10 protein-coding genes are annotated in these 14,710 nt (G+C 69.0%); 5 read left to right on the top strand and 5 right to left on the bottom strand.

Features of this window, described 5'->3' with window-relative positions:
• Positions 1 to 27: 27 nt before the first annotated feature.
• On the bottom strand, positions 28 to 3,948 hold the full coding sequence (locus WJU27_RS20590) for a YhdP family protein (RefSeq protein WP_341423269.1): 3,921 nt from the start codon (positions 3,946 to 3,948) through the stop codon (positions 28 to 30).
• A gap of 159 nt (positions 3,949 to 4,107) precedes the next feature.
• Between WJU27_RS20590 and glnE the strand changes: the two genes are divergently transcribed.
• The 4 genes from glnE (at position 4,108) to trhO (ending at position 9,132) form a co-directional block, all read left to right on the top strand.
• On the top strand, positions 4,108 to 6,849 hold the full coding sequence (gene glnE, locus WJU27_RS20585) for a bifunctional [glutamate--ammonia ligase]-adenylyl-L-tyrosine phosphorylase/[glutamate--ammonia-ligase] adenylyltransferase (protein WP_020165657.1): 2,742 nt from the start codon (positions 4,108 to 4,110) through the stop codon (positions 6,847 to 6,849).
• 26 nt (positions 6,850 to 6,875) lie between these two features.
• Positions 6,876 to 7,253: a hypothetical protein gene (locus WJU27_RS20580; protein WP_020165658.1), complete on the top strand. Its 378-nt coding sequence runs from the start codon at positions 6,876 to 6,878 to the stop codon at positions 7,251 to 7,253.
• Positions 7,254 to 7,382: 129 nt separating this feature from the next.
• The gene (locus WJU27_RS20575; protein ID WP_020165659.1) at positions 7,383 to 8,357 is read left to right on the top strand and encodes a sulfite exporter TauE/SafE family protein; all 975 of its coding nucleotides are present in this window, start codon (positions 7,383 to 7,385) and stop codon (positions 8,355 to 8,357) included.
• Positions 8,358 to 8,418: 61 nt separating this feature from the next.
• The gene (gene trhO / locus WJU27_RS20570) at positions 8,419 to 9,132 is read left to right on the top strand and encodes an oxygen-dependent tRNA uridine(34) hydroxylase TrhO (protein ID WP_020165660.1); all 714 of its coding nucleotides are present in this window, start codon (positions 8,419 to 8,421) and stop codon (positions 9,130 to 9,132) included.
• A 37-nt stretch (positions 9,133 to 9,169) separates the two neighbouring features.
• On the opposite strand, the gene WJU27_RS20565 is transcribed toward trhO, so the two are convergent.
• Together WJU27_RS20565 and WJU27_RS20560 are read right to left on the bottom strand one after the other, a co-directional pair.
• Entirely contained in the window at positions 9,170 to 10,087 is a 918-nt protein-coding gene (locus tag WJU27_RS20565) for a DUF808 domain-containing protein (RefSeq protein ID WP_020165661.1), read from the bottom strand.
• A gap of 92 nt (positions 10,088 to 10,179) precedes the next feature.
• Entirely contained in the window at positions 10,180 to 10,452 is a 273-nt protein-coding gene (locus tag WJU27_RS20560; protein WP_020165662.1) for a hypothetical protein, read from the bottom strand.
• A gap of 81 nt (positions 10,453 to 10,533) precedes the next feature.
• Here WJU27_RS20560 and WJU27_RS20555 point away from each other — a divergent pair, with 81 nt between their 5' ends.
• Positions 10,534 to 11,202, top strand: a complete 669-nt coding sequence (locus WJU27_RS20555) for a biliverdin-producing heme oxygenase (protein ID WP_020165663.1) — start codon at positions 10,534 to 10,536, stop codon at positions 11,200 to 11,202.
• Here the strand turns inward: WJU27_RS20555 and WJU27_RS20550 are convergent.
• Positions 11,186 to 13,357, bottom strand: coding sequence for a GAF domain-containing protein (locus tag WJU27_RS20550; RefSeq protein WP_020165664.1), 2,172 nt, complete (start codon positions 13,355 to 13,357; stop codon positions 11,186 to 11,188). The two genes, WJU27_RS20555 and WJU27_RS20550, sit on opposite strands and share 17 nt — an antisense overlap.
• Positions 13,358 to 13,359: 2 nt before the next feature.
• Complete coding sequence (ppsR, locus tag WJU27_RS20545) at positions 13,360 to 14,547, bottom strand: transcriptional regulator PpsR (RefSeq protein ID WP_232416066.1); 1,188 nt, start codon at positions 14,545 to 14,547, stop codon at positions 13,360 to 13,362.
• Positions 14,548 to 14,710 lie beyond the last annotated feature (163 nt).

Raw genomic sequence — 14,710 nt, 5'->3', positions numbered from 1 at the left:
GACGCACCTTTCAATCGGATGACAGGCTCATTCGGCCGCCGGCGCCGTCGACAGCTTGGCCACCAGCGGATCCTCCCACGAGCCGGTGACGGCGTAGCGGAACGAGAATATCTGGCCGAGCGGATCCTTCAGCACCTTCTGCGCCAGATAGGTCGCCACCCCGACCGCCGGATTGGCGATCAGCGCGCCGACCGACACGCTGTCGCTCAGCGCCGGCTGGACGTTCACCGTCAGGTTCTGGGTTTCGGCAGCGATGTTGGCACTGCCGCTGATCTGCACGCGCGCGGCCGGCCCGGCCAGTTCGAGATTGTCGGTGTTCATGATGCCACGCTCGACCGCCACCGTTCCTTCGATGCGATCGAAGGCGAAGCCCTCGCTGAACACGTCGCGGAAGTCCAGCGTGATGCGCCGTGGCAGCGACTGCAGGCTGAGGATGCCGAGCAGGCGACCGGCGCCCGGATTGATCTTGCTGAACTGGCCGTTGCTCGCCTTCAGCTCGAACGATCCGGACAGCGACGGGTAGTCGATCGACAGCGGACTGCCCTGCCAGCGCAGCATGCCCTTCATGCCGGCCGTACCGCGGCGCAACGCGCCGGCGTGACCGAGGCGGTCGAGCAGCTTTCCAGCGTCCTCGCTGTCGATGACGAAATCGAGCCGCGTCTCGCGCGTGCCGCGCAAGCCGGCCAGCGCGCGGCCCCAGGCGCCGCTGGCGACGAAGCTGCCCTCGGGCATGGTCAGCGCCAGCCGGTTGATCAGCCAGGCGCGGCGCTCGTTGCTGGCCTGCAGTTCGAGCCGGCCGAGGTTGCGGCCGTCGAGCACGAAGCGCTCGGCCTCGATGTCCAGCGCCGGCAGTTCGTCCAGTTCCTCGTCCGGCTCGACGCTGCTGACCTGGGCGCCCGCCTCGTCCGCCGTGTCGATGCGCAGCTGATCGAAGCGCGCTTTCACCTGACCCTTGCCCTGCGCGTTCCAGCTCACGCGACCGCGCGCCTGGGTGCTGGCAAGATCGATGTCCCACACCTCGCCACGGCGCGTCGCATCGATCTTCACCGCCTCCAGCCAGTGCCCGGACAGGCGCAGATTCTTCGCGTCGAGCTTCACCCGCGACACCGGCAACGCGTCACCCGTCGTGCCGCCGGCAGACGTCGGCGCGGCAAAGGCGCGGCGCAGCGCGTCGAGATCGACGGTCTCGGTGCTCAGCGCCAGCGCGAGGCCCTGATCGGGAAGAGCGGGCATCTGCGGCAGGCCGACCGCGCCACGCTCCAGCACCCAGCCGGCCGGCGTCGAGCGACGCACGAGGTCGGCGCTGCCGAGCCGGCCGGCGTCGATGTGCAGCAGTTCGCGTTCGGCACCGAGCGCCGGCAGGCCGCGCCGTGCCGCTTCGCGCGCATCGAGCGTGCCAAGGCGCTCGACCTTGAGCGCCAGCGCTTCGCCGACCGACTTGCCGAAGGGCGCCGGCAGCGTCGAGGCGACCTGCGACAGATCGGCGTCCAGAACCATGTCGGTGCCGTTGCGGCGCACGCCCAGCCGCGCCTGCCAGCCGGCGACGCCGGACAGCGCCGCCATCCACGGCTGGCCGAACTGGGCGCGCAGCGCGTCCATCGAGGCGCGGCCGCGCACGTCTACATTGACCGTGCCACCGCCGCCGGAGCCGACATCCAGCGTCATCGGAAAGCCGAGCACGCTGGCCTGGGCGCCGCGGATGGACAGCGAGCTGTCGGTAAAGGCCACCTTGCCCGACGCGTCGGTCAGCGGCGGCAGCGTGCTGTCCAGCACGAGCTTGTTGGCGGTGAAACTGTATTCGCCCTCGACCTTGGTGTCCTTCGAATGGCGCAGCGGGATGGTGAGTGCGATCGCCAGCTTGCCGTTGCCTTCGGCACGCATGGTCGAGGTGAAGCCGTCGATGCGTTCGGCCACCGGGCTGGCGTCGATGTAGCGCAGGAAATCTGCGGTCGCACCGCTGGTCGAGCCTTTCACCAGCAGCAGTTCCTCGGCCGCGTCGAGATCGGGAATCTCGGCCGTGGTCGGGCCCAGCTTGGTGTTCATGATGCGGCCGTCACGCGAGGTGATGAGCATGCGCGGCCCCTCGAACAGCACATCGGCGCGCAGGCCGGTCAGCGGCGGCCAGCTGGGACCGAAATCGACGGTCACGTCCTCGGCCTTCACCTTCACCTGGAAGATGCCGGGCTGGCCACGGTCGAACGGGAAATCATCGAGCCGGCCGCGCAACTTCAGCGTCGCCTCCGGCGCGCGCCCCGCGGTCAGCGCAGTGCGCAGCCAGTCGCGCGTGTCGGGTCCGATGTCGAGCGGCAGATAGCGCCACACCGCCCGCGCGTCGCCGTCGAGCAGCTTGGCTTCGATGTCGATCTCGCCGGCCGTGTTACCCGCCGTGCGGTAGCGCCCGCGCGCCTGACCGTGTACGTCGTCGTTGCGGAAGGCGAGCGATTCGATCACCACCTCGGTTTCGCCGTCGCTGCGCGACCAGCCGGCGCGTGCCTTGAACTGTGAGAACGGGATTTCCGGCTGCGGGAACACCGCCGGCAGGTCGAGCACCAGCTCCGGCGCGTCGATCTGCACGCTGCCGCGCACGTCGCTGCCCTCGATGCGGCCACTCAGCCCGCTGACCCCGGGCAGTGCGCCGTCCGCGCGCAGACCGACCCGGTCCAGCCGCGCGCTGACGCGGAAGGCGGTCGGCGCCGACAGCGGGCCGGTCCACCCACCGTCGAGTTCATGCACGACGCCCTGCGCCGCGTGACGCAGCAGCCGGTCGCGCACCGGGTCCGGCAGCGGAAGGTAGGCCGACAGCCGGGTCAGCGCGTCGAGATCGAGCGCGCTGGCCGACACCTCGCCACGCTCCACTTCATTGCCGGCCGCCGCCTGCCAGCGCAGATCGACGCTGGTCGGCGGGACGCGCAGTCCGTCGCGGGTCGCCAGCTGCAACTGACGGGCCGAGGCGACGACGCGCTCCTGGCTCAGTTGTTCGGCGCTGACGCGGCCGGACAGGCTGACCAGATCGAGCAGCGGCAGATCGGGCGCCAGGCGCAGCCGCACGTCGGCCAGCGCCAGTTCGCCAGTCACCTCGGCCAGCCGGGCGCCGTCGAAACGCGTCCATGCACGCGCCGCACCACGCCCCTGCGACAGTTCGAGCGGGTAATCGACCCAGGTCTGCCAGACCGCCATATCGGCGCCTTCGAGCGACACGAACAGTTCGCCCGACGCGCTGCGCCAGTCCTCGCGGTCGGGCAGCGTCACGTCGCCGCGGATGTCCAGTCGCTGTGCCAGCTCGCTCGGCGGCCGTGCCGACAGGCCGAAGCGATGGTCGCGCCCGGAATTGTCGAGGCGGAAATCGACCTGGGTGAGCTGCAGCGGCGGCGCCGTCTCGCGCAGCGCGTCGTCCCACTCCAGCCGCGCGCCCCGGATATTGATCTGACCCTGCGACAGCAGCCAGCGCATGAAGCCGCCCCGCTCGCCGTCCTGTCTTATCTCCAGACCGGCGACGAAGAAGCGTCCGTCCGCTTCGCGGCGTATCCAGAGATCGGGGCCGTTGATGTCGAGCCGGTGCAGATGCAGTTCGCCGCGCACCAGCGACGAAAAGCCGAGCGCCGCTTCGACCTGTTCCAGCCGCAGCGCCGGCTGGCCGGCTTCGTCGAGCAGGGTCAGACCGCGCAGCGACAGCTGCGGATGCAGACCGCTCCAGTCGGCACTCAGGCTGTCGATGCGCACCTGGCGCTGCAGTGCGTCGCCGAGCGACTGTTCGATGCGTGCGCGGTGCTGATCCACCTCGGGCAGCACCCAGTGGCGAGCGACCAGCACGATGCAGGCGACGACGACGTAGGCGATCAGCGCCGCGTCGAACAGCCGCCCGGCGATGCGACGCCACATGGAGCGGGCCGCCGCCGCGCGGACGGTGGCGACCGCGGCGGCGAGTTCAGCGTGGGCGGAGTCGGACAAGATTTGCGGGCAGTCAAACCGGCGATGACTGCATTTATGGAACGATGCGGGAGTTTACCCGCAACGCAGGCGCTGTCGCGCTTTGTAAGGCCATGCTTACATGCCGGCCCGCAACGCGGTTTTTTGCATAATCGACATCTTCATACCGGAAAACCTCTCATGGACGCCCCCGCCGCCATTGCCCACGCCCGCCGCCACAGCCGCTACCTCGCCCGCCTGCTGGACGCGCGGCCGGCGCTGGAAGACGCGCTGGGCAGCACGCTGCAGGCCCAGATCAGCGCGGCCCTGCTGGGCGAATGGCTGACGCAGACGCCGTTCGGACACGGCGACGAGGCGGCGCTGAAGTCGGCGCTGCGCCGGCTGCGTGCCCGCACCATGGCCCACCTGATCGTGCGCGATCTGGCGGGTCTGGCCGATCTGGACGAGGTGACCGAGGGCATGACGCTGCTGGCTGAACAGACGGTGCGGGTGGCGGTCGATCAGGCGCGCGCCGCGCTGGTCGAGCGCTTCGGCGAGCCGCGCGGCGAGGCGGACAACGCCGTGCAGCCCTTCATCTGCATCGGCATGGGCAAGCTCGGCGGGCGCGAGCTGAACGTCAGTTCCGACGTCGATTTCATCTTCGTCTACCCGGAATCGGGCGAAACCGACGGCGAAACGCCCACCGGCCCGGGCAAGCGCATCGACAACTTCGACTTCTTCACCCGCCTCGGCCGCAAGGTGATCGAGCTTCTGGCGGACGTGACCGCCGACGGCTTCGTGTTCCGCGTCGACATGCGGCTGCGCCCGAACGGCGATTCCGGCCCGCTGGCCTGCAGCTTCGACATGCTGGAGAACTACTTCGTCACGCAGGGCCGCGAGTGGGAGCGCTACGCCTGGATCAAGGCGCGCGCGCTGACCGGCGGCGTCAATGACGAACTGGAATCGCTGCGCAAGCCCTTCGTGTTCCGCAAATACCTCGATTTCGGCGCGATCAACGCGATGCGCGACCTGCACGCGCAGATCCGGCGCGAAGTGGCGCGCCGCGACATGGCGGACAACATCAAGCTCGGCCCCGGCGGCATCCGCGAGATCGAGTTCATCGCCCAGGTATTCCAGCTGATACGCGGCGGCCGCGAGAGCGCGCTGCAGATCCGGCCGACGCAGAAGGTGCTCGACCGGCTGGCGATGCGCGGCGTGCTGGGCGAGGACGCAGTCGAGCAGCTGCAGTCCGCCTACGTCTTCCTGCGCCGGCTCGAACATCGGCTGCAGTATGTCGAGGACGCGCAGACGCACAAGCTGCCGGCCACCGCCGAAGACCAGGCGCTGATCGCCTCGGCCATGGGCTTCGGCGATTACGCCGCGCTGCTGGACGAACTGGACCACCACCGCGGCCATGTGAGCCGCCATTTCGACGCCGTATTCGGCGCGCAGGACAGCTCGACCCCGACGCCGCGCGCCGTCTGGCAGGACATCGGTCAGGACAGTGCCCCGTGCGACGACTGCCACAGCGCGCTCGATGGCATGGGCTTCGCCGACACCGAGCAGCTGGCGCGCCGCCTGTCCGCCTTCAAGTCGGGCAGCCGCTACCGCCAGTTGCCCGACAGTTCGCGCACGCGGGTCGACGCGCTGGTACCCAAGCTGCTCGAAGCCTGCCGCGATACGCCGCAGCCCACGGCCACCGCGCTGCGCGGCCTCGACCTGCTGGAAACCATCAGCCGGCGCGCCGCCTATCTGGCACTGCTGGCCGAGTTTCCGCAGGCGCTGAGCCAGGTGGCGCGGCTGATCGGTGCGTCGAGCTGGGCGGCGAACTATCTGGTACGCCATCCCATCCTGCTCGACGAACTGCTGGACGCCCGCCTGCTCACCGCCGAACCGGACTGGCCGGCCTTCGAACAGGCGCTGCGCCAGCAGCTGGACGAGCTGGGCGACGACACCGAGCGGCAGATGGACACCATGCGCGACGCCCACCACGCCCAGGTGTTCCGTCTGCTGGCACGCGATCTGGCCGGCGAGCTGTCGGTCGAACGCCTGTCCGACCACCTCTCGGCGCTGGCCGACGCGATGCTGCGCATCACGCTGGACATGTGCTGGCGCAAGCTCACGCGCCGCCATTGCGACACGCCGCGCTTCGCCGTCATCGCCTACGGCAAGCTGGGCGGCAAGGAATTGGGCTACGCGTCCGACCTCGACGTCATCTTCCTGTTCGACGACCCGCACGAGTCGGCGCCGGAAACCTATGCCCGCCTCGCGCAGCGCATGCTCACCTGGCTGTCCAGCCATACCAGCGCCGGCATCCTGTTCGAAACCGACACCCGGCTGCGACCCAATGGCGAATCGGGGCTGCTGGTCAGTTCGATCGAGGCCTTCCGCGACTACCAGCAGAAATCGGCCTGGGTGTGGGAACACCAGGCGCTGACGCGCGCCCGCTACTGCGCCGGCGATACGGCTGTCGGCGAACAGTTCGAGGCGATCCGCCGCGAACTGCTGACCCAGCCGCGCGATGTCGCCGCGCTGCGCCGCGAAGTGCTGGACATGCGGCAGAAGATGATGGACGGCCACGCCAACAAGTCCGAACTTTTCGACATCAAGCACGACGCCGGCGGTCTGATCGACCTCGAATTCGCCGTGCAGTACATGGTGCTGGCCCACTCGGGCGCGCATCCCGAGCTGACCGGCAACCTCGGCAACATCGCGCTGCTGCGCATCGCCTCCGAAGTCGGCCTGCTGCCGGCACTCGATGCGGTCGCCGCCGGCAACGCCTACCGCCGGCTGCGCCACCTGCAGCACGGCCTGCGGCTCAACGATGCGCCGAAAGCCCGGGTGCCGAAGGACGAGGTGGTGGCCGAGCGCACCGCGATACGCGCCGTATGGTCGCGCCTGTTCGACGACGCGTCGAACTCGGGCGACGTCGAGCGACTCTGACGCATGGATACCTGATGGAGTCACGCATGCACACGCTTACCCTGCGCCGCAGCCTGCTGCTCGCCGGCCTCACGCTCGCCCTTGGCGGCTGCGTCACTGCGCCGCCGCGCCCGCCGGCGCCGACCACCGACGAAATCGTGCAGATGTCGAAGGACGGCATCCCGCCGGCGGAAATCATCCAGCGCCTGGAGGAGAGCCGTGCGCTCTACCCGCTCAAGGCCTCGCAACTGGCGAAGCTGCGCGAGGAAGGCGTGTCGGACGAGGTGATCGACTACATGCAGCAGACCCTGATCGAAACCGAGCGCATGCGCGAGGCGATGCGCGAGCGCGACCGCATGTGGATGTATGGCTATCCCTATTACCCGGCCTACCCCTGGGGCTACTGGCGGCGGCCTTACCGGTAGTACGGCCTCGCCCCGGGCGACACCTGCCGATAAATACCGACCGGTGATATCTATAGAACTAAATATCACTTTTTTGAATAAGCATTGCTGACTAGACTGCGCGCTCCCTGAGATATCGAGCGACGCGCAGTGAAAATCCGCCACATCGACACCCGGCCCACCGAGGTCGGACAAGCCCACGAAGCGCTCGGCCTGCCGCCGGTCGAACAGGTGATAGACCGCGCGCACGCGCACCCGCTGGCCACCGTCGCCAGCTGGTTCATGGGCTTCACGCTGTTCGGTCTGGCCGCCATCCTGCTCGCCCGCGGTCTGCCACTGGGCGACCCGTCGGCGGCGCTGGACATCGTGATCGGCGTCGTCACTTCGGACGAATTCCTGAAGGCGGCCGCCGTCGGCTTCATCGCGCAGAGCATCGACGGCGCGCTCGGCATGGCTTACGGCATTTCCGCCACCACCTTTCTGCTCGGCACAGGTGCGTCGCCCGCGGTGGCGAGCGCCAGCGTGCACATCGCCGAAATCTTCACGACAGGCCTGTCCGGCCTGTCGCATCTGCGGCTGGGCAATGTCGATCGCAAGCTGATGCTCAAGCTGCTGATACCGGGCGTGATCGGCGGCGTACTCGGCGCGCTGGTGGTGACGAAGTTCGACGGCGCCGCGCTGAAGCCGTGGATTTCCGGCTACCTGCTGGTGATGGGCATCTACGTGCTGGCCAAGGCCTGGCGCCATCGCCGCAAGCCGGCGCAGGAGCCTAAGCATGTCGCCAAGCTGGCGCTGTTCGGCGGCTTCGTCGATGCAGCCGGCGGCGGCGGCTGGGGACCGGTGGTCACGACCAGCCTGGTCGGCGCCGGCCAGGACCCGCGCCGCACCATCGGTTCGGTGAACTTCGCCGAATTCTTCATCGCCATCGCCAGCGCCGGTGCCTTCGTCATCTTCATCGACGCCGCCCCGTGGGCGACCGTGGCCGGTCTGGTCGCCGGCGGCATGTTCGCCGCACCGCTGGCCGCCTTCCTGTGCCGCGCGCTGCCGGCGCGTGCGCTGCTGGTGCTGGTGGGCACGCTGATCAGCGGCCTCAGCGTCTACAACCTGATGAAGGCGCTGGGCTGAGCGCCGCCGGAGGCGTATCAGGCGACAGGTATACTTGGCGCCTGATCTCCGGACCGTGAGCATGACCCGTTACGCCAACACCGCCGCCTACCGCTTCGTCCGCCTCGACGACCGCGAAGCGCTGCGCACTCGCATCCACGAAGCGGCGCAGTCGCGCCAGCTGCTCGGCACCGTGCTGCTCGCCAGCGAAGGCATCAACATCTTCCTCGCCGGACTGAAGAGCGACCTGCGCGACTTCTTCGCCGACCTCGGGCAGGACCCGCGCTTCGCCGCACTCGACGTGAAATGGAGCGGGTCGGACACGCTGCCGTTCAAGCGGCTGCGCGTGCGTCTGAAGAAGGAAATCGTCACCGTCGGCGCGCCCGACTTCGACCCGACGGAGACGCCGGCGCCCTATCTGCCGCCGGCCGAACTGAAGCGCTGGTACGACGAGGGGCGGCCCTTCGTCATCATCGACACGCGCAACCGCTGGGAAGTCGAGCAGGGCAGCTTCGACAACGCGCTCGATCCCGGCGTCGACAGCTTCGGTCAGTTCCCGGCCGCGCTCGAACAGTACGCCGACCTGAAGGACACCCCCATCGTCACCTTCTGTACCGGCGGCATCCGCTGCGAAAAGGCCGCACCCTTGATGAAGAAGGCCGGCTTCAACCAGGTGTGGCAGCTCGAAGGCGGCATCCTGCGCTATTTCGAGGAAGTGGGCGGCGCCCACTGGCACGGCAACTGCGTCGTGTTCGACGACCGCGGCGCACTGAAGCCCGATCTGAGCCCGGTCTGAGCCCGGTCTGAGCCCGGCCAGCGGAGTCCGCGCCGGGTCAGGCGGTCGCGCTGCCGCGCAGCTTCTTGGCACCCAGCACCACGGCCAGCGTGATCGCACCGGCGACGACGCCGGTCAGCGCGTCGGCGACGAAGGGCAGCAGCACGCCCAACACCGAACCCACCGCTTCCGACAGATGATGTATCCGGTCGTGCAGCGCCGGGATGCCGTGTGTCAGGATGCCGCCGCCGACCAGGAACATGGCGGCGGTACCGGCCACCGACAAAGCCTTCATCAACCACGGCGCCAGTGCGAGGATGCCGCGACCGAGCGCACGCGTCGCACCCGAGGCGGCGCGGCTGAGGTAGAGGCCGGCGTCGTCCAGTTTGACAATGCCCGCCACCAGTCCATACACCCCGACCGTCATGATGGCGGCAATGCCCGCCAGCACCGCGACCTGGGTGCCGAAAGGCGCGTCGGCCACGGTACCCAGCGTGATGGCGATGATTTCGGCCGACAGGATGAAGTCGGTGCGGATGGCGCCCTTCACCTTTTCCTTCTCCAGCGCGACCAGGTCGACCTGTTCGTCGGCCAGCGCCTTCATGTGCTCGGCGTGGTGCGCGGCGTCTTCATCGGCGCTGTGCAGGAATCTGTGCGCCAGCTTCTCGACGCCTTCGTAACAGAGGAAGAGCCCGCCTATCATCAGCAGCGGCGTCACCGCTGCCGGCAGGAAGGCGCTGATGGCGAGCGCCGCCGGCACCAGGATGAGCTTGTTGCGTACCGAACCCATGGCCACCGCCCACACCACCGGCAGTTCGCGATCGGCCTTGACGCCGGCCACCTGCTGCGCGTTCAGCGCCAGGTCATCGCCAAGTACGCCGGCCGTCTTCTTGGCGGCGACCTTGGTCAGGACGGACACGTCGTCCAGTACGCTGGCGATGTCGTCTATCAGTGCGAGAAGGCTGGCTCCGGCCATGGCGAAATCCTGTGAATGTTGTCGGGATCGATCCGTACGGCATGGATCGCGCGGCGCATGCTACCGGAAGTCGGCGATGAGACTGCAGTCGATCAGCGCGCCCGCGGTCGGCGCAGGTAAAGATCGCATCCGTGCGCCACGCCGGACGCCGCCAGCCAGAACAGCACCAGCGTCGCGCCGCCGCCGGTGAGGGCTGCGCGCAGGGCCAGCATCAGGCACAGGCCAGCGGCCAGCGTCGGCAGCCAGCGGCCCGGCGCGAAGCCCAGACCGCGCCGGCGGTGCAGCAGCGCCAGTGCCGCCGCTTCGAACAAAACCCCTATCATGATCAGGTCGATCAACAAACCATTCGCCAACAGGTCGGACATGCGAGCGCTCCACGCTGAGATCGGCAGCAGGCTGCCGCATCCGCACACCGTACACGACTGACAGGCCGAAACACCTCTCCCATGCACGCCACCGAACAGCCCCCGCTGTCGCAGCGCCTCAGACAGGTGACGGCGGCACATCACGCACGCGCCGAGCGCAGCGGTCCGATGCCGGCGCTGCTGCGCGGCGAACTCGGTCTTGCCGCCTACTGCACCCTGCTGCGCAACCTGCACCCGATCTACCGCGAACTGGAGGCCGCGCTGAGGCAGCATAAGACCCACCCGGCCCTGGCCGGGCTGGACATCGACGGGCTGGCGCGCAGCGCCGCGCTGGAAGCCGACCTGGCCACACTGCACGGCGACGGCTGGGGACACGCGCTGCCGCTGGTCGACGCGGCGGCATGCTACGCGGCGCGCCTGCGCGAACTGTCGGCACACCGGCCGGAACTGCTGCTCGCGCACATGTATGTGCGCTACCTCGGCGATCTGCAGGGCGGCCAGATCCTGCAGCGCATCGTCGCCCGCTGCTACGCGCTGGACGGCGAAGCCGGCACGCGCTTCTACCGCTTCGGCGCGCACGCGCCGGCCGAGCTCAGCGCACGACTGCGCGCCGCACTCGATGGCCCGTCGCGCGACGACGCCACGCGGGCGGCCATCGCCAGCGAAGCCGAAGCCGCCTTCCTGCGTCACGTGGACATTTTCGAGGCGCTGCCGGCCGGCGACGCCGCCGCGCTCAGAGTGGGCGGTTGAATTCGCGCAGGCGGGCATAGACCGCCGCGGCGCGCGTCGCCGACGCCTCCAGTTCCTCGATCAGCGTAGCGACCGGGATCGACGCCGTGGTGTCGGTCAGTTCCATCGCCGCCACGCTCGCATTGGCCAGGATGGCGCCCATCACCTCGTCGGGCAGGCCGCGCGCCTCGCGCGTGGTCAGCTGCGCATCGGCCTGGCCGGTCATCGTCAGCGACTGTTCGAGATGGCGACGCGCCGCCTCGGTGCGCTTCGCATCGGTGAGGTCGGTGAAGATCAGGATGCAACCGAGCACGGCATCGCGCGGGCCCGGCACGACGTCGGCGCGCACGCCCAGCGCAATGCCACCGCTCATCCGCCACTCGCCGCGCCACGACACACGTCCTTCGCGCAGCGACCTCAACACATCGCGCACAGAGGCCTGATCTTCGAACAGCGCCGCCAGTTCGTCGAAATTCGCCGGCTGCCGGCAACCGCCCGGCAGGATGCCGGCGAGCGCCGGACTGGGAAACAGGATGCGACCGTCGCCGTCGGCAACCAGCAGGGGCTCCGGCGACTCGTCGACGGCAGTGCGAAATTTTTCAAGCTGGTGCTGGGCGATGAGCAGGCGCACCGCCTGCGTCTGCATGATCACATCGCGCAGCGAGGCGCCGATCGCGCGCGCCAGCGCCAGATCGGCGCGCGACCACGGGGCCGCGGTGCCGCGCACGATTTCCGACCACGCCTCGAAGGAGCGCCGCGGCGACAAGGTCAGCGGATCGTTGTCGACCATGGGCTTCGCGGGGTCGCCGGCCCAAGTCAGCTTGGCACGCTGCTCGCGCCGGAACCACATCAGCAGATTGCGGCCGCGCGTCGACAGATCGATCGCCAGCACGCCGCACACCACCGGCGTCAGGTAGGCCAGCGCCGGGTTGGCGCGCTCGACCGAGGCGCAGCTGAACAGCATCTGCTTCATTTCGCCGGACACCCAGCCGGCCAGCGCGCGCACCGCCTCGGTGGACGGCACCTCGCCGGCGGTCAGCAGTTCGCCGTCGTGCAGCAGCGCGACACCGCTGGCGTCCATCGGCAGCAGCAGCGTGCGCGCGTTGCGCATCAGTGCCGCACGCCAGTCGCCCTCGGTCGACGTCGCCTCGATCAGCCGCAGTTCCATGCGCCGCACCAGCACGTCGACCTGGGTGCGTACATAGTTCTCGATCGCCGCGATGCGCGTCGACATCACCTCCGCCAGCACGTCGACGGCGGCGCGCTGTGCGTAATGGATACGCCGCGGCGCATAGTGATGACAGGCGATCAACCCCCACAGCCGCCCCTCGCGCACCAGCGACACCACCAGCGTCGCGGTCACGCCCATATTGCGCAGGTACTGGATGTGCAGTGGCGACATGCTGCGCAGGTGGCACATCGACATGTCCAGCTCTTCGCCGCTGTGCGGCAGCCGGCGCGGTTCGACGGCGACCGGCAGGTAGCGCGCATCGACCAGCACGCGCACCCGGTTGCGCAGATAGAGGTCGCGCGCGCGCTGCGGAATGTCGGTTGCCGGATAGCGGTGACCGAGCAGGGTGTCGAGCCGGTCGTCGCGCGCCTCGGCGACGATTTCGCCATGGCCATCGGCATCGAAGCGATACACCATCACGCGGTCGTAATGGGTCAGTTCGCGTATCGACTGCACCGCCGTGTCCGCCAGCGCATCGACGCTCATCGCCTCGCTGAAGCGACGCACCGCCGTCGCCAGCAGCGCCTGTGCCGCGACATCTTCGGCCGGTGGCCCGGCGGTTTCGAGCTCGACGATCAGCGTGCCGGACTGCCCGCGATGCGCCATGCCCTCGAAATGCCGCAGCAGCCCGCCGTGGCCGGTGCTGCAGTGGAAGGGCGTCAGTTCGACTTCCGTCAGCGTCCGGCCCAGTTCGCGCACACGCGCCGCCAAGTCGCCGCCAAGCGCCGGCAGCGGCGCCTCGACCACCGCCGCGTGCGGCACGCCCAGCCACTGTTCGGTATTCAGGCTGGCCTGCAGCACCTGCAGGTCGGATTCACGCACGACCAGCAGCACGCCGTGCGGCTGTATCGAGCCGGCAAGGTGGATGAGCTCGCGCTCGCAGTTGGTCAGGTCGGCCTGACCGAAAGGCGGACTGTAGAGAGGATCGTTCACTTTGCGCGACACGCTCAGTGCATGCGACCCCTGACCCCCACGCCGGGACCGCGCGGCTGCACTGCGCGGATGATGAGACCGATGGTGTTCGAGTCTCCGTTATGGATCAGTACTGCCGACAGTTCAACATCGACGTCGTGCCCGCGCTCGTTGCGCATGCGCGTCGCCAGACGCAGCGTGCCGCTCTGCCGCACCGCGGCGAGCAGACCACCCAGTCCGTCGCTCTCGCCCGACAGCCACGCCGCCATCGAGCGGCCACGCAGCGACGCCATGTCGACGCCCTGCACCAGCTCGACGAAGGCCGGGTTGGCACTCAGCAGCACCCCCTGTTCGTCGGTGAAGGCGACCGCATCAGGTGTCAGGCGCACCAGTTCCGGCAGCATCGCATCGTCGACCGCCGGCGGCATCTGCCCGCCTTCGGGCCAGGCGCGCATCAACAGCAGCGTGCTGCCCTCGTCGCGGAACAGCGATACCCAAGCGTGGATGCGGCCGCCCGACGCCAGGTCGAGCATCGCGTCACCCGGGCGCTCGGACACCCGTACCGTGCCCAGTAGCTCCTCCAGCGCGGGCAGCGAGGACGGCGCCAGCGCGTAGCCGGCCTGACGGCCCGGCATGTCCTGCACCGTGCCGCCGAACAGACGGCCGGCGGCACGGTTGGCATCGACGATGCGCAAGGTGTCGGCGTCCACCACCAGCACTGCGTCGGTGGCGATCTGGAACAGCAGGCGGTAGCGGGTTTCCGCCTGGCGCATGCGCCAGTAGTCGCGCTCCATCGATTGCTGGGCGTCGACCAGCCGCTGCTGCATCGCCGAGACGGCGCGCAGGTCGCGTCCGACCACCAGCAGCGGACCGCCGTGGCCGAGGCGCACGGCGGTGTAGGCCACCGGCAGATCGCTGCCGGCCAGCGACGGGTGGTTGATGTGGCGGGTGCGCGAAACGCCGGACTCGGCCGCCTCGCTCAGCAGGTCCTCGACCTTGCGGCGGGTGTCCGGCGTCACCGTGTCTATCCACTGGCGGCCCAGCCATTCGCCCGCCGCTGCGCTGACCGGCTCGGTGCCGCCCAGCGCAACACTGCGGATGACGCCCTTGTCGTCGATCACCAGCGCAATGTCGCTGGCGACCGACACCAGCATGTCGGCCAACTCCGGTGCCACATCGGAGAAGGCGCTCAGGTCTCCTGGATCGTTCGGTAGCTTGTTCACGGCATGGGCCTGGTTAGCAGGACGGAGAGATACGGGACCGACCTGCTGCAAATTTCGGGCCCGGCCTGGACCGGGACATGCGCTGCCGCGTGGTTCGGAAAAGCCCGGTACGCGCAATTCAACGGAAGCACACCCGCTGATCACCGGACTGCCGACGGCGCAA

The organism is Methyloversatilis sp. NSM2 (genome assembly GCF_038066675.1).
In the GTDB taxonomy this organism is placed as follows: domain Bacteria; phylum Pseudomonadota; class Gammaproteobacteria; order Burkholderiales; family Rhodocyclaceae; genus Methyloversatilis; species Methyloversatilis discipulorum_A.
The sequence above is the reverse complement of the archived record's forward strand: the minus strand, read 5'-3'. Positions and strand labels throughout refer to the sequence as shown.

Excerpts from the sequence above, each read along its gene's own strand:
- glnE (WP_020165657.1), top strand. The coding sequence starts at position 4,108 with ATGGACGCCCCCGCCGCCATTGCCCACGCCCGCCGCCACAGCCGCTAC.
- WJU27_RS20580 (WP_020165658.1), top strand. The coding sequence starts at position 6,876 with ATGCACACGCTTACCCTGCGCCGCAGCCTGCTGCTCGCCGGCCTCACG.
- trhO (WP_020165660.1), top strand. The coding sequence starts at position 8,419 with ATGACCCGTTACGCCAACACCGCCGCCTACCGCTTCGTCCGCCTCGAC.
- WJU27_RS20565 (WP_020165661.1), bottom strand. The coding sequence starts at position 10,087 with ATGGCCGGAGCCAGCCTTCTCGCACTGATAGACGACATCGCCAGCGTA.
- WJU27_RS20560 (WP_020165662.1), bottom strand. The coding sequence starts at position 10,452 with ATGTCCGACCTGTTGGCGAATGGTTTGTTGATCGACCTGATCATGATA.
- WJU27_RS20555 (WP_020165663.1), top strand. The coding sequence starts at position 10,534 with ATGCACGCCACCGAACAGCCCCCGCTGTCGCAGCGCCTCAGACAGGTG.